This is a genomic window from Pseudomonas sp. PI1 (assembly GCF_000812405.1).
GTDB lineage: Bacteria > Pseudomonadota > Gammaproteobacteria > Pseudomonadales > Pseudomonadaceae > Pseudomonas > Pseudomonas citronellolis.
In genome coordinates, this window is record NZ_JWMC01000102.1 from 131,925 (window position 1) to 148,975 (window position 17,051).

At 68.3% G+C, this 17,051-nt stretch carries 21 protein-coding genes; 19 read left to right on the top strand and 2 right to left on the bottom strand.

All coding sequences use genetic code 11. The features are described from left to right. The first annotated feature begins 3 nt into the window (after window positions 1–3). From RN02_RS30825 to trpE, 4 genes are all read left to right on the top strand, one after another. Window positions 4–831 (top strand): ABC transporter permease, encoded by an 828-nt coding sequence (locus RN02_RS30825; protein ID WP_043319245.1) that lies wholly within the window; start codon window positions 4–6, stop codon window positions 829–831. 226 nt (window positions 832–1,057) lie between these two features. Continuing rightward, window positions 1,058–1,732 (top strand): ribulose-phosphate 3-epimerase, encoded by a 675-nt coding sequence (rpe, locus tag RN02_RS30830; protein ID WP_043269271.1) that lies wholly within the window; start codon window positions 1,058–1,060, stop codon window positions 1,730–1,732. Continuing rightward, window positions 1,732–2,556: a phosphoglycolate phosphatase gene (locus RN02_RS30835; protein WP_009615605.1), complete on the top strand. Its 825-nt coding sequence runs from the start codon at window positions 1,732–1,734 to the stop codon at window positions 2,554–2,556. The genes rpe and RN02_RS30835 overlap by 1 nt, the downstream gene beginning before the upstream one ends. Window positions 2,557–2,626: 70 nt before the next feature. Next, window positions 2,627–4,114: an anthranilate synthase component I gene (gene trpE, locus RN02_RS30840; protein WP_043319247.1), complete on the top strand. Its 1,488-nt coding sequence runs from the start codon at window positions 2,627–2,629 to the stop codon at window positions 4,112–4,114. Between the two features lie 292 nt (window positions 4,115–4,406). On the opposite strand, the gene RN02_RS30845 is transcribed toward trpE, so the two are convergent. Next, complete coding sequence (locus tag RN02_RS30845) at window positions 4,407–4,715, bottom strand: pyocin activator PrtN family protein (RefSeq protein ID WP_043319249.1); 309 nt, start codon at window positions 4,713–4,715, stop codon at window positions 4,407–4,409. A 129-nt stretch (window positions 4,716–4,844) separates the two neighbouring features. Next, the gene (locus RN02_RS30850) at window positions 4,845–5,603 is read right to left on the bottom strand and encodes an XRE family transcriptional regulator (RefSeq protein WP_043269263.1); all 759 of its coding nucleotides are present in this window, start codon (window positions 5,601–5,603) and stop codon (window positions 4,845–4,847) included. A 395-nt stretch (window positions 5,604–5,998) separates the two neighbouring features. On the opposite strand from RN02_RS30850, the gene RN02_RS30855 reads away from it, so the two are divergent. The 15 genes from RN02_RS30855 (at window position 5,999) to RN02_RS30925 (ending at window position 17,031) form a co-directional block, all read left to right on the top strand. Further along, window positions 5,999–6,208: a TraR/DksA C4-type zinc finger protein gene (locus RN02_RS30855; RefSeq protein WP_043319251.1), complete on the top strand. Its 210-nt coding sequence runs from the start codon at window positions 5,999–6,001 to the stop codon at window positions 6,206–6,208. 17 nt (window positions 6,209–6,225) lie between these two features. Continuing rightward, a complete protein-coding gene (locus RN02_RS30860) occupies window positions 6,226–6,585 on the top strand; it encodes a PA0613 family protein (RefSeq protein ID WP_009615611.1) in 360 nt (119 codons plus the stop codon). A 40-nt stretch (window positions 6,586–6,625) separates the two neighbouring features. Further along, window positions 6,626–7,132, top strand: a complete 507-nt coding sequence (locus RN02_RS30865) for a GNAT family N-acetyltransferase (RefSeq protein ID WP_236695239.1) — start codon at window positions 6,626–6,628, stop codon at window positions 7,130–7,132. A gap of 280 nt (window positions 7,133–7,412) precedes the next feature. Further along, a complete protein-coding gene (locus tag RN02_RS30870) occupies window positions 7,413–7,745 on the top strand; it encodes a phage holin family protein (RefSeq protein WP_043319253.1) in 333 nt (110 codons plus the stop codon). Between the two features lie 28 nt (window positions 7,746–7,773). Continuing rightward, a complete protein-coding gene (locus RN02_RS30875) occupies window positions 7,774–8,292 on the top strand; it encodes a hypothetical protein (RefSeq protein WP_043319255.1) in 519 nt (172 codons plus the stop codon). Next, window positions 8,289–8,852, top strand: a complete 564-nt coding sequence (locus tag RN02_RS30880) for a phage baseplate assembly protein V (RefSeq protein ID WP_009615615.1) — start codon at window positions 8,289–8,291, stop codon at window positions 8,850–8,852. Before RN02_RS30875 ends, RN02_RS30880 begins: the two co-directional genes overlap by 4 nt. Window positions 8,853–8,952: 100 nt before the next feature. Continuing rightward, window positions 8,953–9,279 carry a GPW/gp25 family protein gene (locus RN02_RS30885; protein ID WP_043319256.1) on the top strand — a complete coding sequence of 109 codons (327 nt, stop codon included), beginning with the start codon at window positions 8,953–8,955 and terminating at the stop codon, window positions 9,277–9,279. After that, the gene (locus RN02_RS30890; RefSeq protein ID WP_043319259.1) at window positions 9,276–10,166 is read left to right on the top strand and encodes a baseplate assembly protein; all 891 of its coding nucleotides are present in this window, start codon (window positions 9,276–9,278) and stop codon (window positions 10,164–10,166) included. The genes RN02_RS30885 and RN02_RS30890 overlap by 4 nt, the downstream gene beginning before the upstream one ends. After that, window positions 10,159–10,773, top strand: a complete 615-nt coding sequence (locus RN02_RS30895) for a phage tail protein I (RefSeq protein WP_043319261.1) — start codon at window positions 10,159–10,161, stop codon at window positions 10,771–10,773. Before RN02_RS30890 ends, RN02_RS30895 begins: the two co-directional genes overlap by 8 nt. Beyond that, window positions 10,764–12,335, top strand: a complete 1,572-nt coding sequence (locus RN02_RS30900) for a phage tail protein (protein WP_043319263.1) — start codon at window positions 10,764–10,766, stop codon at window positions 12,333–12,335. Before RN02_RS30895 ends, RN02_RS30900 begins: the two co-directional genes overlap by 10 nt. A 2-nt stretch (window positions 12,336–12,337) precedes the next feature. Continuing rightward, window positions 12,338–12,859, top strand: a complete 522-nt coding sequence (locus RN02_RS30905; RefSeq protein WP_043319265.1) for a DUF4376 domain-containing protein — start codon at window positions 12,338–12,340, stop codon at window positions 12,857–12,859. Window positions 12,860–12,954: 95 nt separating this feature from the next. Continuing rightward, a complete protein-coding gene (locus tag RN02_RS30910; protein ID WP_043319267.1) occupies window positions 12,955–14,112 on the top strand; it encodes a phage tail sheath subtilisin-like domain-containing protein in 1,158 nt (385 codons plus the stop codon). A 12-nt stretch (window positions 14,113–14,124) separates the two neighbouring features. Beyond that, complete coding sequence (locus RN02_RS30915) at window positions 14,125–14,628, top strand: phage major tail tube protein (RefSeq protein WP_043269248.1); 504 nt, start codon at window positions 14,125–14,127, stop codon at window positions 14,626–14,628. A 10-nt stretch (window positions 14,629–14,638) separates the two neighbouring features. After that, window positions 14,639–14,950, top strand: a complete 312-nt coding sequence (locus tag RN02_RS30920; RefSeq protein ID WP_009615639.1) for a phage tail assembly protein — start codon at window positions 14,639–14,641, stop codon at window positions 14,948–14,950. Between the two features lie 158 nt (window positions 14,951–15,108). Beyond that, on the top strand, window positions 15,109–17,031 hold the full coding sequence (locus RN02_RS30925; protein ID WP_043319269.1) for a phage tail tape measure protein: 1,923 nt from the start codon (window positions 15,109–15,111) through the stop codon (window positions 17,029–17,031). Window positions 17,032–17,051: the final 20 nt, after the last annotated feature.

The following is a 17,051-nucleotide window of genomic DNA, read 5'->3' on the forward strand; positions in this document are numbered from 1 at the left end:
ACGATGCTGAGTCCCTACATGTCCCCGGTCGAGCGCCTGTGGTTCTACACCCTGCGCATCCTCTGCGGCCTGGTGCTGCTGTTCCTGGTGCTGCCGGTGCTGGTGATAGTGCCGCTGTCGTTCAACTCCGGCACCTTCCTGGTCTACCCGCTGCAGGGCTTCTCGCTGCGCTGGTACGCCGACTTCTTCCACAGCGCCGAATGGATGCGCTCGCTGACCAACAGCATGATCGTGGCCCCGGCGGCCACCTTCCTGGCGATGGTCTTCGGCACCCTGGCGTCGATCGGCCTGACCCGCGGCGAGTTCCGCGGCAAGGCCCTGGTGATGAGCCTGGTGATCTCGCCGATGGTGGTCCCGGTGGTGATCATCGGTGTGGCCGCCTACCTGTTCTTCGCCCCGCTGGGCCTGGGCAACAGCTACATTTCGCTGATCATCGTGCACGCGGTGCTGGGCGTGCCCTTCGTCATCATCACGGTGTCGGCGACCCTGCAGGGCTTCAACCAGAACCTGGTGCGCGCTGCCGCAAGCCTGGGCGCGCCGCCGCTGCTGACGTTCTTCAAGGTGACCCTGCCGCTGATCGCCCCCGGGGTGATCTCCGGCGCGCTGTTCGCCTTCGCCACCTCGTTCGACGAAGTGGTGGTGACGCTGTTCCTCGCCGGCCCCGAGCAGGCCACCCTGCCACGGCAGATGTTCAGCGGCATCCGCGAGAACCTCAGCCCGACCATCGCCGCCGCGGCGACCCTGCTGATCGGCTTCTCGGTCCTGCTGCTGCTGACCCTGGAATGGCTGCGCGGCCGCAGCGAGAAGATGCGTACCGCCCCCAGCGCCTGATCCGCCGCTCCTGCGCCGCGGGGACGATTTTTCGTAGGATGGCGTTGAGCGAAGCGATACCCATCACCACTACCGCATGGGTTTCGCAAGCTCAACCCATCCTACGAAAAGCGCCTAGGCGCAGCTTGCAAGACAGTTGCTCCTACAACCATCGCCTCGATCCCCCTCGCTCGCTCCGAGCGGCTACAATGCGCGCCATCCGTGATTCCGCCCACAGAGGTGCGCCATGCAACCCTACGCCATCGCCCCGTCGATTCTCTCCGCCGACTTCGCCCGCCTGGGCGAGGACGTGGACAAGGTGCTCGCCGCCGGCGCCGACATCGTCCACTTCGACGTGATGGACAACCACTACGTGCCGAACCTGACCATCGGCCCGATGGTCTGCTCGGCGCTGCGCAAGTACGGCGTCACCGCGCCCATCGACGTGCACCTGATGGTCTCCCCGGTGGACCGCATCATCGGCGACTTCATCGAGGCCGGCGCCACCTACATCACCTTCCACCCCGAAGCCAGCCAGCACATCGACCGCTCCCTGCAACTGATCAAGGATGGCGGCTGCAAGGCCGGCCTGGTGTTCAACCCGGCCACCTCGCTGGACGCGCTCAAGTACGTGATGGACAAGATCGACATGGTCCTCCTGATGAGCGTGAACCCCGGCTTCGGCGGGCAGAAGTTCATCCCCGGCACCCTCGACAAGCTGCGCGAGGCCCGCGCGCTGATCGACGCCTCCGGCCGCGACATCCGCCTGGAGATCGACGGCGGGGTGAACGTGAAGAACATTCGCGAGATCGCCGCGGCGGGCGCCGACACCTTCGTCGCCGGCTCGGCCATCTTCAACGCCCCCGACTACGCCGAGGTCATCCGCGCCATGCGCGCCGAACTGGCGCAGGCCGGCAAGTGATGAGCGCTGCCCAAGCGCTGTTCGCCGGGCGCCTGCCGCGCCTGGTGATGTTCGACCTGGACGGCACCCTGGTGGACTCGGTGCCGGACCTGGCCGCCGCGGTGGACAAGGCCCTGCTCGGCATGGGCCGCGCGCCCGCCGGGCTGGAGCAGGTGCGCCACTGGGTCGGCAACGGCGCCCGGGTGCTGGTGCGCCGCGCCCTGGCCGGCGGCATCGAGCATGAAGGCGTCAGCGAGGAGGACACCGAGCGCGCCCTGGCGCTGTTCATGGACGCCTACGCCGACAGCCACGCGCTCACCGAGGTCTACCCCGGCGTGGTGGACACCCTGAAATGGCTGAAGAAACAGGGCGTGGAGCTGGCGCTGATCACCAACAAGCCCGAGCGCTTCGTCGCCCCGCTGCTGGACGAGATGGGCCTGGGCAAGTTCTTCCGCTGGATCGTCGGCGGCGACACCCTGCCACAGCAGAAGCCCGACCCGGCCGCGCTGCTGTTCGTGATGAAAGCCGCGGGCGTTGCGCCCGGCGAGGCGCTGTTCGTCGGCGACTCGCGCAACGACGTGCTGGCCGCCAAGGCCGCCGGGGTGCGCAGCGTCGGCCTGACCTACGGCTACAACCACGGCCGGCCGATCGCCGAGGAGCAGCCGAGCCTGGTGCTGGACGACCTGCGCCAACTGCTGCCTTGCTTCGACCCGGGCAAAGCGATAGTGTTGCCGGACGACGGTTCCAACCCCGCCCATCGAGACTCCAACGTGCTGGACACGGCTCCCCGCAAACTCTGGATGAAAGTCATCAAGGCCCTGGCCCGCTGGCGCTGGCGCGCCTGACATTCCTCCGGCCGGACCTCCCGGCGCCCGTTTGCCACTGCCCGTTCCACCTCCTCGCACGAGACCGCTCATGAACCGCGACGCATTCCAGCGGCTGGCCGCCGAAGGCTACAACCGCATCCCCCTGACCTGCGAAACCCTCGCCGACTTCGACACCCCGCTGTCGATCTACCTGAAGCTCGCCGACGGCGCCAACAGCTACCTGCTGGAATCGGTGCAGGGCGGCGAGAAGTGGGGCCGCTACTCCATCATCGGCCTGCCGTGCCGCACCGTGCTGCGCGTCTACGGCCACAGCGTGAGCATCAGCGTCGACGGCGTGGAAAGCGAGCGCTTCGACTGCGAGGACCCGCTGGCCTTCGTCGAGCAGTTCAAGGAGCGCTACCGCGTGCCGACCCTGCCGGGCCTGCCGCGCTTCAACGGCGGCCTGGTCGGTTACTTCGGCTACGACTGCGTGCGCTACGTCGAGCCGCGCCTGGCGCAGTGCCCGAACCCGGACCCGCTGGGCAACCCGGACATCCTGCTGATGGTCTCCGACGCCGTGGTCGTCTTCGACAACCTGGCCGGCAAGCTGCACGCCATCGTCCTCGCCGACCCGGCCGAGGCGGATGCCTACGACAAGGGCCAGGCGCGCCTGGAAGAACTGCTGCAGCGCCTGCGCCAGCCGATCACCCCGCGCCGGGGCCTGGATTTCGCCGCCGTCAACGCGCCCGAGCCTCAGTTCCGCGCCAGCTTCACCCGCGAGGACTACGAGCGCGCGGTGGACACCGTCAAGGAATACATCCTGGCCGGCGACTGCATGCAGGTGGTGCCGTCGCAGCGCATGTCCATCGATTTCAAGGCCGCGCCCATCGACCTGTACCGCGCGCTGCGCTGCTTCAACCCGACGCCCTACATGTACTTCTTCAACTTCGGCGACTTCCACGTGGTGGGCAGCTCGCCGGAGGTGCTGGTGCGCGTGGAGGACGGCGAGGTCACGGTGCGTCCGATCGCCGGCACCCGCCCGCGCGGCGTCACCGAGGAAGCCGACCGCGCCCTGGAGCAGGACCTGCTGTCCGACGCCAAGGAAATCGCCGAGCACCTGATGCTCATCGACCTGGGCCGCAACGACGTCGGCCGCGTGTCGCAGACCGGCTCGGTGAAGGTCACCGAGCAGATGGTCATCGAGCGCTACTCCAACGTCATGCACATCGTTTCCAACGTCAACGGCCAGCTCAAGCCCGAGCTCAGCGCCATGGACGCCCTGCGCGCGATCCTGCCGGCCGGCACCCTGTCCGGCGCGCCGAAGATCCGCGCCATGGAAATCATCGACGAGCTGGAACCGGTCAAGCGCGGCGTCTACGGCGGCGCGGTGGGCTACCTGGCGTGGAACGGCAACATGGACACCGCCATCGCCATCCGCACCGCGGTGATCAAGAACGGCGAACTGCACGTGCAGGCCGGCGGCGGCATCGTCGCCGACTCGGTGCCGGCGCTGGAGTGGGAAGAAACCATCAACAAGCGCCGCGCCATGTTCCGCGCGGTGGCCCTGGCCGAACACACCGCGCGCCTCGAAGACTGAGCGCTGCTGCCGTAACGCAGAACGCCGTTTCCCCGGGAGGGGACACGGCGTTTTCGTTGGTGCCCGCGGTTTTCCCGTAGGAGCGGACCTTGTCCGCGATGGTTGAGCCCGTGCCGGGCAATCGCGGATAAATCCGCTCAGGAAGCACGGCTTTTCGTAGGATGGCGTTGAGCGAAGCGATACCCATCACCACGACAGCATGGGTATTGCAAGCTCAACCCATCCTACGGAGGGCACCTCGGCGCAAGACTGTTGCTCCTACGATGCGAGCGCGGCATGTTCGCTCACCCCATCACGCCTGCTGCCCCGCCCGGCGCCGGGCCAGGGCGGCGTCGGCCAGGCTGGCGCGCTGCTCGACGTAGGCCGCCAGGTGATCCACCGCCACGTACTGCATGGCCTTGTGGCTGTCGTCCAGGGTGGTCACCGGCAGGGCGATGCGCCCGCAGGCCAGGGCCTTGCCGAAGTTCTCCCGGTTGAGGTTGCGGAACCAGCGCTCGCGCACCTGCTCCAGGGGCACCAGCACGTCGCCGAAGATCTGGTAGACCAGCGCCACGGTTTCCTGGCGTGGCGCCGGTTGGGTGTCGGAGTTCGACGGCAGCATGGCTTCCTCCTGCTTGCGGTTGTCGTTCGATGGAGGAAATATAGCTTTTGTTGTTTTTTCTGGCAATCGCCGTTCGCCCGGCTTTCCTTCGCGCAGAAGAAACCCCGCCGCGGCGGGGTTGGGGAGGGCTCAGCGAACCAGCGTGGGCGCTCGGCGGTGGCGCACCGTCGACCACCAGAACACCCAGCCGATGATGCTCAGCTGGCTGGCCTGGATGGCCTGGGCGTCGTATTCCTCGTCGCCGTACTCGTCGCGGTTGAAGCTGCGCAGGCGGATACCGCCGCCCGGCAGGCGGTAGAGGAACTTCACCCGCAGCATGCCCTCGTGCTCCAGGGCGTAGATCTCGCCGTCGGTGATGTGCGTCGTCGCCGTATCGATGCCGATGGTGGAACCGTCCATGATCAGCGGCTCCATGCTGTTGCCGGTGAGCTGGGCGCAGATGGCCGCGTCCGGGTCGACCCCGGCGGCGCGCAGGGTGGCGTAGGAGAAGCGCAGCTTGCGCCCTTCGATCTGGCGCACCGCGGTACGCCCGGCGCCGGCGGACATTTCCACTTCCTTGTACAAGGGCAGTTCCACCTCGTCTTCGTCCAGCGGCGTGCTGCTGTCCCAGGGGTGCAGCGGCTCCAGGCGCAGCGGGCTGCCGTCGGCCGGTGGCGTGGCGGCCTGCGGCGAGCCTTCGCCGGTGCCCAGCCAGACCGGCGAGACGCCCAGGGCCGCGGCGATCTCGATCAGCTTGCGGGTGCTCTGGGCCTTGCCGGCAGTCAGCTTGTGGATGGTGTTCTGCGAGACCCCGGCCGCTTCGGCGAGGCTCTCCTGCTTGAGGTTGCGCGCGGCCATGGCCTGCTTGAGGCGCTCGGCGAGCGTGGAGGGGCGGGCTGTGCTGTTCATGGCGGCACTCTACCGCCCGTTCCGGGGAAGTGTAAATAGCTTAGGTGTTGACGTTAAATAGCTTTGGTTGTAGTTTTTCCTTCGCCGGCCTTCTGAAGGTTGTTTCCGAGCCGGCGGCGGACGCGATCCGACACGAGGGTGCCGGCGCTTCCGTCTTCCGCGGCAGGGAGGCCGTGGGTTGCCTGCGGCCCGTGCGTCACGGGGCAGGCTGACGGCGGAAGCGGGCGAGGAGCGCAGCGCTTCCGCGCGGCGAGTGGCGTCCACCTGGGCGCCACGCATCGACAAACAGCACGCGAATGACCTGGCAACGCGGCCGCGGGACGGCACGCGCAGGGCGGGTCGTCGCCCGGAGAAAAGCATGAACGTACCAGCGCAACACCACGGGGAGGTCGCCCATGGCTGATCTCGCCGACTACGCCAACGACCTGGCCCTGGAACGCCTCGACGCCCTGCTGGCGGCACGGCGCGGCAGCGAGCCGGAGCCAGCCGCCGTCGACTGCCAGCTCTGCGGCGAGCCCATCCCCGAGGCCCGCCGCCTGGCGGTGCCCGGCTGCAACCGCTGCCTGGACTGCCAGGCCCTGGACGAACTGGAACGGCGCCGCTGAAGGCGCGGGAGGCAAACGTGATCAAGCCGATCGATGAAATGCTCAGGCTCTGGGCCGAGGAAATGCACAGCCCGGGCGTGGCCGGTGGCGGCTATGCCGGCGGCAACCTGCTGGCGCTGATGATCGCCAACAAGGGCGAGATGATCCGCGGCACCCGCGGCAGCCGGGTACTGCTCGACCGCGTCGCCGAGCTGGACCTGATCGTCAACGGCCTGCCCGAGCAGCAGAAGCAGGTGGTCAGCGAACACTACCTGAACCGCGACAGCGAACCCGAGCAGAAGTACCGCCACTGCCGCTGCAGCCGCAACACCTTCTACCTGCGCCTGCATGTGGCGCACCAGAGCATCCAGGCCCGCCTGCTGCGCCGCGTGGCCTGACCCCGCCAAGCCCGGCCCCCGCGCCGGGCTTGCTCCACCCATGCGCCGCTGCGCTATGCTCGCGGCCATGGACAGCACCTCCCTCACCCTGCGCCCCGCGAACCCGGCCGATGCCGAGGCGATCCTGCGGATACTCGGCGAAACCTACGAAACCACCTGGAAACCCCAACTGACCGCCGAGGCGCGGGCGCGCTTCGAAGCGGCAGGGCGCACCCGCGCCTACGTCCAGGCGCGCCTCGGGCATTTCCACCTGGCCTGCCTGGGCGGCGAGGTCGTCGGCCTGGTCGACTGGCGCGACGACTTCATCGATGCCCTGCACGTCTCGCCTCGCGCCCAACGCGCCGGTGCCGGCAGCGCCCTGCTGCGCTTCGCCGAACGGCGGATGGCCGCGGCCGGCCACGCGTTGGCGCGCCTGGAGACCGACACCTTCAACACTCAGAGCCGCGCCTTCTACGCCAGGCACGGCTACGCGGAAATCGACTTCTACCCCGACGAGGAATGGCACAGCGGCTTCACCACGGTGCTGCTGAGCAAGTCCCTGGGCTGAATCGCAGTGCATCGCCGGTGCGTTGCCGGTGCATTGCCCACCTATTGCGGTGCCAGGGCGGAAATGCCTTGTCCGGCCGGGAATCGGGGGGTACAAAGTCATCAATCTTGCAAAGGTGCGTCCCCAGGGAGCACCGCTGAAAACCTCGTCGAGCCCGGCCCCAGCGCCGGGCTTTTTCGTTTCCGCCGCCCGCTTCCGCGGCCTGCGGCCGTAATCCCCGGCTGGCTGATAGCCGCCGGTTCCGCCCGCCGGCGCGGGCGTTTGTCTTCAAGGTGAACCCATGGGCAATGAACCCGAGATGCCGCTGTGGGTATCGATCCTGCTGGCCGCCGTGGGCGGCATCAGCGGCGAGATGTGGCGGGCCGACAAGGCCGGCCTGGGCGGCTGGGGGCTGCTGCGGCGCCTGGCGTTGCGCTCCGGCGCCTCGATCGTCTGCGGCGTGGCGGTGATGTTCCTGGCCCTGGCCTGCGGCGCCTCGCTGCTGCTCAGCGCCGCCGTCGGCAGCCTGACCGCGGCGGCCGGCGCCGAGATCGCCGTCGGCCTCTACGAACGCTGGGCGGCCCGCCGCCTGGGTGTCTGCCAATTGAGCGAGAGCGACCACGAGCGTCGCTGAACGAATCCATCGGAAACAGGGAGGCGCCATGCCTGACCAGGAGTTGACCCTCGAAAGCCTGCTGGCCGCCGTCGAACAGCGGCTGCGCGCGGTACTGCCGGAGGCCGTGCAGATACTTCGCGGCCCACTGGGAACGGCCACCCCGCAGCCACCCGCCCTGCTGCTGGAATACGCCGCGCTGGCGCCGGGCCGCGACCCCGGCACCGGCGAGACGGCGCTGCTGTGCCGGCTGCAGGCACGCCTGCTGCTGCAGCGCGACGACGCCGATGCGGAAGTGCTGGCGCTGCAGCTGGCTTCGCTGATCGCCGTCCTGCTGCGTGCGCAGACCTGGGACCTGCCGCTGGAGCCGGCCGGCTTCGTCCAGGCCCGGCCTGAGGCCAGCGAGGCCTACCGCGTCTGGCTGCTGGAGTGGGACCAGCCGCTGCTGCTGGGCACGCCGGAATGGCCCTGGGAGGACCAGCCGCCGGGCTCGCTGCTGCTGGGCATCGAGCCGCAGACCGGCCCCGGCCACGAGGCCGACTACTTCGCCCCGGAGGACCTGGCATGAACCCGACCTACGTGAGCGCCGAGCACGACCGCATGCTCGCCTCGCTGATCGTGCCCTGCGTGGTGGTGGCCGTGGACCTGGCCGCCGCCAAGGTGCGGGTGCGCAATGGCGACTGGACCAGTGCCTGGGTGCGCTGGCACGCCCAGGGCGCAGGCCCGGCGCGGCACTGGCGGGCACCGGGCATCGGCGAGCAGGGCGTATTGCTCAGCCCGTCCGGGGTGCTGGCGATGGGCACCTTCGTGCCCGGCCTGTATGGCGATGCCGGCGCCCCGGCGGACAGCCGCGACCACGTCGAGACCTGGCGCTTCGCCGACGGCGGCAGCCTGAGCTACGACTGGGCGGCGCACAGCTACAGCATCGAGCTGCCCAGCGGCAGCGTCACGGTGAAGGTGGGTGGGGCGCAGGTACTGGTCAGCGATGCCGCGGTCAGCGTCAAGGCCGGGCAGATCAGCCTGCAGGGCGAGGTGGCCATCCAGGGCAACCTGGCGGTGCAGGGCAACGTCACCAGCAGCGGCTCGATCATGGACACCACCGGCAACAGCAACCACCACACCCACTGAACCGTCACTTTCATCCACAGGCCCGCCATGCGCGGGCCTCTTCGTTTCTGGAGAACAGCATGGGCAAGCACAACCGCCCGCCACAGGGGAGGGCGCGGCCATGATCGGCATGGACAGGCGCAACGGCCGGCCCCTGGGCGGCCTGGCGCACCTGAAACAATCCATCGAGGACATCCTCGGCACGCCCCTGGGCAGCCGGCGCATGCGCCCGGAATACGGCAGCCAGCTGCGGCGCATGGTCGACCTGCCGCTCAGCGAAGGCTGGAAAAGCGCGGTGCAGGCCGAGGTTGCCCGTTCCCTCGGGCGCTGGGAGCCGCGCATCCGCCTGCAATCGGTGAAGGTCAGCGCGGTGCTCGATGGCCGCGTCAGCCTGCTGTTGAGCGGGTTCTACCAGGGTGACGGTTTCCAGCTGGAGGTGCAGGCATGAGCATCATCGATCTGTCGCAGCTGCCACCGCCGGACGTGGTGGAGAGCCTGGACTTCGAGAGCCTCTACCAGGAGCTGCTGGAAGCCTTCCGCGCGGCCATGGGGGAAGGCTGGGACGCCGCGCTGGAGTCCGATCCGGTGGTCAAGCTGCTGGAGCTGGCGGCCTATCGCGAGCTGCTGCTGCGCGCCCGCATCAACGATGCCGCGCGGGCAGTGATGCTCGCCTACGCCACGGGCAGCGACCTCGAGCAACTGGCCGCCGGCTACAACGTGGCGCGCCTGGTGATCCAGCCCGCCGATCCGTCGGCGGTGCCGCCGCTGGAGGCGCTGCTGGAGAGCGACGACTCGCTGCGCAACCGCACCCAGCTGGCGTTCGACCAACTCTCGGTGGCCGGGCCGCGCAATGCCTACGTGGCCTTCGCGCTGGGCGCCGACGGGCGCATCGCCGATGTCTCGGCGATCAGCCCCGCGCCCTGCGAGGCGCTGATCAGCGTGCTGTCCCGCGAAGGCGATGGCAGTGCTACCGAGGATATCCTCGAAGCGGTGCGCCTGGCGCTGTCCGACGAGGACGTGCGGCCGGTGGGCGACCGCGTCACCGTGCAGTCGGCGAGCATCGTCGACTACCGGGTGGAGGCGGTGCTCTACATCTACCCGGGGCCCGAGGCCGAGCTGATCCGCCAGGCGGCGGAAGCCTCGTTGCAAGGCTACATCGCCACCCAGCGTCGGCTCGGCCGCGACATCCGCCGCTCGGCGCTGTTCGCCGCGCTGCACGTGGAGGGCGTACAGCGCGTGGAGCTGGCGCAACCGGCCGCCGACGTGGTGCTGGACGCCACCCGGGCCGCCTATTGCACCGGCTACGCCATCAGCGTGGGAGGCTCCGATGAGTAGCCGGCTGCTGCCCAGCAACGCCACGCCGCTGGAACGGGCGCTGGCCGACGTGCAGGTGAGCGATCTGCCGATCCCGCTGCGTGAGCTGATGGACCCGCAGCACTGCCCGTTGGCGCTATTGCCCTACCTGGCCTGGGCCTGGTCGGTGGACCGCTGGGACCCGGACTGGGCCGAGCCGGTGAAGCGCAAGGCGATAGCCGCGGCGTTCCGCATCCACCAGCACAAGGGCACCATCGCCGCGCTGCGCCGGGTGATCGAGCCGCTGGGCTACCTGATCGAAGTGATCGAGTGGTGGCAGGGCACGCCTACGGGCGAGCCGGGCACCTTTCGCCTGCGCATCGGCGTGCTCGACAGCGGCATCAGCGAAGCCATGTACCAGGAGGTGGAGCGCCTGATCGACGACGCGAAGCCGCTGACCCGCCACCTCATCGGGCTGGACATCAGCCTGGAAACCCAGGGGCCGATCTATGTCGGCTCCGGCCAATACGACGGCGACATCACCACCGTCTACCCCTATCTCCCGGACGTCATCGAGACCCGCGGCGGCTACGGCCTGCCCGGCCGGGAACACACCATCGACCAACTGAGCGTCTACCCATGGCCGTGACCTACTACGCACTCCTGACCACCATCGGTGCCGGCAAGCTGGCGAATGCCACCGCGCTGGGCACCACCCTGAAAATCACCCAGCTGGCCGTCGGCGACGGCGGCGGCAGCGTCCCGACCCCGGACGCCAGCCGCACCGCGCTGGTCAACGAAGTCCGCCGCGCGCCGCTGAACCAACTGAGCGTCGACCCGGCCAACGCCGCGCAGATCATCGCCGAGCAGGTCATCCCCGAGGACGTCGGCGGCTGGTGGATCCGCGAGATGGGCCTGTACGACGAGGCCGGCGCACTGATCGCCTACGCCAACTGCGCGCCGTCCTACAAACCGCAACTGGCCGAAGGCAGCGGCCGCACCCAGACCGTGCGCATGGTGCTGATCGTCAGCAACACCGCTTCGGTGGAGCTGAAGATCGATCCGAGCGTGGTGCTGGCTACCCGCGAGTACGTGGATAGCGCCATCGTCAGCGCGATGAACAAGCTGGACCAGAAGCAGTCGGTGCGTGCGGCGACCACCGCGAATATCACCCTGAGCGGCTTGCAGACGCTGGATGGCGTGGCGCTGGCTGCTGGCGACCGGGTGCTGGTGAAGAACCAGACCAACGCGCCGGACAACGGCATCTACCTGGCGGCCAGCGGCGCCTGGAAGCGTGCGGGGGATGCGGACGCAAGCGCCGAGGTGACGCCGAACCTGACTGTTGCGGTGGAGGAGGGCAGCACCCAGGCGGACAGTATCTGGCAGCTCACCACCAATGCCCCGATCGTGCTGGGGACCACTGCGCTGGTGTTCCAGAACATCACTACCGGGCTGGCGCCGCTGGCTTCGCCGGTGTTTACCGGGAATCCGACGGCGCCGACGGCGGCGCAGTTCGACAACGATATTTCAATAGCGACGACGTCGTTTGTACAACGTGCTCTTGGGAGCCTTGCCGGACAGGGTGGTTACTCGGTTAGTACCAGGCTGAATGTTGCGGATGTAGGCAAGCTGATAGGGGTCAGTGGCAATGTCACGATTACATTGCCAATGGCCTCGGATGTTGTCGCTGGCTCCCTGATTCATTTGCGCATCGGTAATGGATCGACAGTGACAGTTGTTCCCGCTTCTGGACAGACGTTATCCGACTTGCGAGCAATGTCTATTGCTTCTCTCGTTGCGACAGGGGCCACCTATATTGTGCTGCGCAGTTATCCAGACGGGACCGGGTGGGAGGTGTTAGGTGGTGATACGGCTTTGCGCAGCTCGGCTTTATTCCAATCTTCACTATCTGCTTCCGGATATCAGAAGCTACCAAGCGGCCTGATTTTCCAATGGGTCTACGGTAGCTCCGACGCCAATGGAAACGTGTCGCTTACGTTACCGATCCAGTTTCCCAATGCACTTCTCGGTGGTGTGGCCTGTGAATTCAACCCCAGTGGTTGGGGAGCTACACGGGCAACTGTTTGGGCTGTGGATCAGAACGCCAGCAGTACGTCGGTGGTGGTGGCACGAATTCGGGACATCCGTGGGACGGCGGGACCGGTAATCAGTTCCGGTGTGGCTGGGCGCCTTCTCGTGTGGGGATACTGAAAATGACAATCTATTTTTCTTCTGAAACTTTTGGCTTTCTGACCCCAGAATTGCACGGTGACAAGATTTATGAGGGAGCCGTGGAAATCTCCCTGGAACAGTATGAGGAACTCCTCCAGGAGCAGGCGAAAGGACGGCGGATCGTCGCTGACGAGGATGGAAGGCCGCAGCTACTTGATCCGGCGCCGGTCACTAAGGACGTGCAGAGAAGCCTGATTGCATCCCGACGGCTCTCGGCAGAAACCTCTGGCATTAGTATCAAGGGGATTGGTTTCTCAACCTCCCGTGACAGCCAAGCACTGGTGAATGGTGCTCTGTTGGCTGCCATGCTTGATGCCAACTACCGTTGCCAGTGGAAAACCACCAGCGGCTTCGTCGAGATCGATGCTGTGGAGATTAAGGCTATCGCCAGCTCTGTTCGTGCCCACGTCCAAGCCTGTTTCGATCGCGAAGCCGAACTCCTGGCCCATCTGGAAGCTGGCACCTTCGAGGAATCCATGCTCGACCAGGGCTGGCCCGCCTGAGCCAACGCCTACCGCAATCCAGCCCACCGCACCCGCGGCCCGGGCCAACCAAGCAACCGCCTACCGGCGGTTTTTTTATGTCTGGAGAAAACCCTATGAGCTTCTTTCACGGCGTTACCGTGACCAACGTCGACGTCGGCGCGCGCACCATCGCGCTGCCGTCGTCCTCGATCATCGGCCTGGTGGATACCTTCACCCCGGGCGCTCCGGCCAGCGCCGAGCCGGACGTGCCGGTGCTGCTGACCAGCCTGCGCGAGGCGGCCGCCGCCTTCGGCACCGGCTCGGCGATCTACAAGGCCTGCACCGCCATCTTCACCCAGGCCTCCGCCGTGGTCGTCGCGGTCGGTGTGGCCGAGGTCGAGGACCCGGCGCAGCAGACCTCGGCGATCATCGGCAGCGTCACCGAGTCCGGCCAGCGCACCGGCCTGCAGGCGCTGCTCGACGGCAAGTCGCGCTTCAATGCCCAGCCGCGCCTGCTGGTGGCGCCGCAGCATTCCGCCACCGAGGCCGTGGCCACCGCCATGGACGCCCTGGCCGGCAAGCTGCGCGCCATCGCCATCGTCGACGGGCCGAACAGCACCGACGAGGCGGCCATCGCCTATGCCGGCGAGTTCGGCAGCAAGCGCGTGTACCTGGTCGACCCCGGCGTGCAGTACTGGGACACCGAGGCCAGCGCGACCGCCGACGCCCCGGCCTCGGCCTACGCCGCCGGGCTGTTCGCCTGGACCGACGCCGAGTACGGCTTCTGGTCCTCGCCGTCGAACAAGGTGTTCACCGGCATCACCGGCACCACCCGCCCGGTGGAGTTCCTCGACGGCGACGCGACCTGCCGCGCCAACCTGCTGAACAATGCCAACGTCACCACCATCATCCGCGACGACGGCTACCGCCTGTGGGGCAACCGCACCTTGTCTAGCGACCCGAAGTGGGCCTTCGTGACCCGCGTGCGCACCCTCGACATGGTGATGGACGCCATCCTCGCCGGGCACAAGTGGGCGGTCGACCGCGGCATCACCAAGACCTACGTCAAGGATGTCACCGAGGGCCTGCGCGCCTTCATGCGCGACCTGAAGAACCAGGGCGCGGTGATCGACTTCGAGGTCTACGCCGACGCGGAACTCAACACCGCCAGCCAGCTGGCCCAGGGCAAGGTGTACTGGAATATCCGCTTCACCGACGTGCCGCCCGCCGAAAACCCCAACTTCCGCGTGGAAGTCACCGACCAGTGGCTCACCGAAGTCCTCGACGCCTAAGGAGCAACACCCATGATTCCGCAAACCCTGAGCAACACCAACCTGTTCGTCGACGGCGTCAGCTTCGCCGGTGACGTGCCGTCGCTGACCCTGCCCAAGCTGAGCATCAAGACCCAGGACTACCAGGCCGGCGGCATGGATGCGCCCATCGCCCTGGACATGGGCCTGGAGAAGATGGAGGCGAAGTTCTCCACCAACGGCGCCCGGCGCGAGGCGCTGAACTTCTTCGGCCTGGCCGACCAGAGCGGCTTCAACGGCGTGTTCCGCGGCTCCTTCAAGGGCCAGAAGGGCGACGCCGTGCCGGTGATCGCGACCCTGCGCGGCATGCTCCAGGAAGTCGACCCGGGCGACTGGAAGGTCGGCGAGCTGGCCGAGTTCAAGTTCAACGTGGTGGTCAGCTACTACAAGCTGGAGGTCGACGGCCGCGAGGTCTTCGAGATCGACCCGCTGAACTCGGTGCGCCGCGTCAACGGCGTCGACCAGCTGGCCGCCCTGCGCGGCCACCTCGGCCTGTGAGGTGCGCGCCATGACCCAAGCACAACCGGCCTGGCTCAGCCTGGGCGCCGACGCCGCCACCGTGCGCCTGTCGCGCCCGGCGCAATGCAACGGCGTCAGCGTCGACAGCCTGACCCTGCGCGCCCCCACGGTGCGCGACATTCGCCTGGCCACCCGTGTCGGCGGCGATGCGGAGGAGCGCGAGCTGCAACTGTTCGCCTCCCTCGCCCAGGTCAGCGCCCAGGACCTGGAGGGGCTCAAGCTCAGCGACTACCAGCGGCTGCAGAACGCCTACTTTCGCCTGGTGCGCGAAGACGGCGACGAGCCCGGCGCGGATGCGTGAGCTGGCGCGGCGCCTGGCCCGCGAACTGGGCTTCGGCGCCGCCGACCTCGACGGCATGAGCCAGGGCGAGCTGCTCTGGTGGCTGGCCGAGGACGCTGCCTGAGGGCGCGGGAGCGGCGTGCATGCGCCGCTCCCGCCTTTGATGGATGGAATGAGCGATGAGCGAGAAACAGAAGATCAGCATCGTGCTCGGCGGGGTGCTCGACGCCAGTTTCGGGGCGGTCGTGGCGGACGCCAAGGCGCGTGTGGAAGCGCTCCGGCGCGGCAGCGAGCGTGCCTTCGACCTCCAGGGCCTGGTCGGCGAAACCCGCGACCTGCAGGCGGAATACCTGCGCCTGCAGCGCATCGGCGACGCCCAGGCGGGCACGACCCTGCGGGCACTGGAAGGCAACCTGGCGCTGCTCAAGCGGCAAGGCCTGGAGGTGGGCAACCTGTCGAAGCTGTATGAGCGCCTGGGCCGCAGCGTGCGTGGCAGCGAACTCAGGGCCCGGGGCTGGGAGCAGCTGGAGAGCGCCGGCCGCCGCTTCGGCGAGCTGGGCAGGTTCGGCAGCGCCATGGGCGTGCCCATCGGCATCGCCGCGGATTATCAGGAGCGCATCCGCGCCCTGGCGATCCGTGGCGGTATCGCCGGCACCGCGCAGGAACGGCAGCTGTCGCAACGGATACAGGAAAGCGCGCAAGGCAGCGGGATGAGCCGGGACGACAGTGCAAGCCTGCTTGCTGCGCTGATGGACAGTGGCATGCGGCAGCAGGATGCCCAGGCGCTCCTGCCGCTGGCGGCGAAATTCGCCCGCAGCCAGGGCGCCTGGCTCGCCGACACCGCGGCGCTGCTGCGCAGCCTGCAGGTGAAGGCCGGGCTCGATACTCCCGCCGAGCTGGCGAAGACGCTGGACTCCCTGGCCTTCCTCGGCCAGCAGGGCGAGTTCGAGACGGCGGACCTGGCGCGCCACCTGCCGGAACTGTTGTCCAGGGCGCGCCCGCGAAAGGGGCGGGGCAGCGAGGCCGTCGTCCGCCTGGGGGCCATGCTGGAACTGCAGATGCGCAGGAGCGGTTCGCCCGAAGAGGCAGCCGAAAGGGTGAGCAAAGGACTCAAGGGCCTGCTGCCGGCCTCGGGCGGCGGGGAGGAGTTGCGGCGCCTGCAAGCGCAGGCCCTGAAGGCCAGTGGAGTGGTCGACAGCCTTCTCCTCCAGCGCAATGACACGACCTCGGCCCGCATCGGTGCGGCGCGGGCATCCAGCGAGACGCTGCTGGGAGCCGTCGGCGATGCGCTCGTGCCCTATGTGGACCCCGCGCTGGAGGTGGGCTCCGAGGGTTTCCGCCGCGCGACGCAACTGGTCAACGAGAACCCCGGCGTGGTGGCCTCGGCGGTGGGCCTGTTCGGTGCCTACAAAGGGGGCCGGGCGCTGTTCGATGCGGGGCGCGGCGCCGTGAACCTGGCGCGGGGCGGCCTGCTCGGCGCGAGAGCCGGGAAGCTGCCGGAGATTGCGTTGCGCACAGGCAACACGGTGAGTGGAGTGCCCGCCGTGCTCGACGCGGCCGGCAAGGGCGGCGCGCAACTGGCCCGCGGCGGTCGCCTGCTGCTGCGCGGTGCCGTACCGCTGAGTGCCGGGCTGGCCGTGCTGGGTGCAGTGGATACCTACGCCAGCGACGGCTCTGCCCAGCAGAAGGGCGAAGGCTATGGCGGTGCCGCCGGCGCCCTGGTGGGAACCGCGCTGGGCGCTGCCGTGGGCTCGATAGTCCCGGTGGTGGGCACGGCCATCGGCGGTGCGCTCGGCGGCCTGCTGGGCGAGAAGCTGGGCGGCTGGGGCGGCGGCAAGCTCGGCGCCTGGCTGGGCAAGGAGAGTGCAGCGGCGAAGGCCGAGGCCGCCAGTGCGCCCGAAGCGAAGCTGCCTCCCGCCGCGCCAGCGATACCGCCGGTGCAGAACTGGCACTTCTCCCCGCAGATCACCCTGAACGTTGGCGGCGGCCTGTTCGAGCCGCGCCTGCTGGCCGAGCAGCTGCTGCCGCAACTGCGCCGGCTGCTCGACGAATTCAACAGCCGCCAGCGCAACGACAGCCTGTTCGACCTGCCGAGGCTCTGAACGGCGACCTGACGAATGAG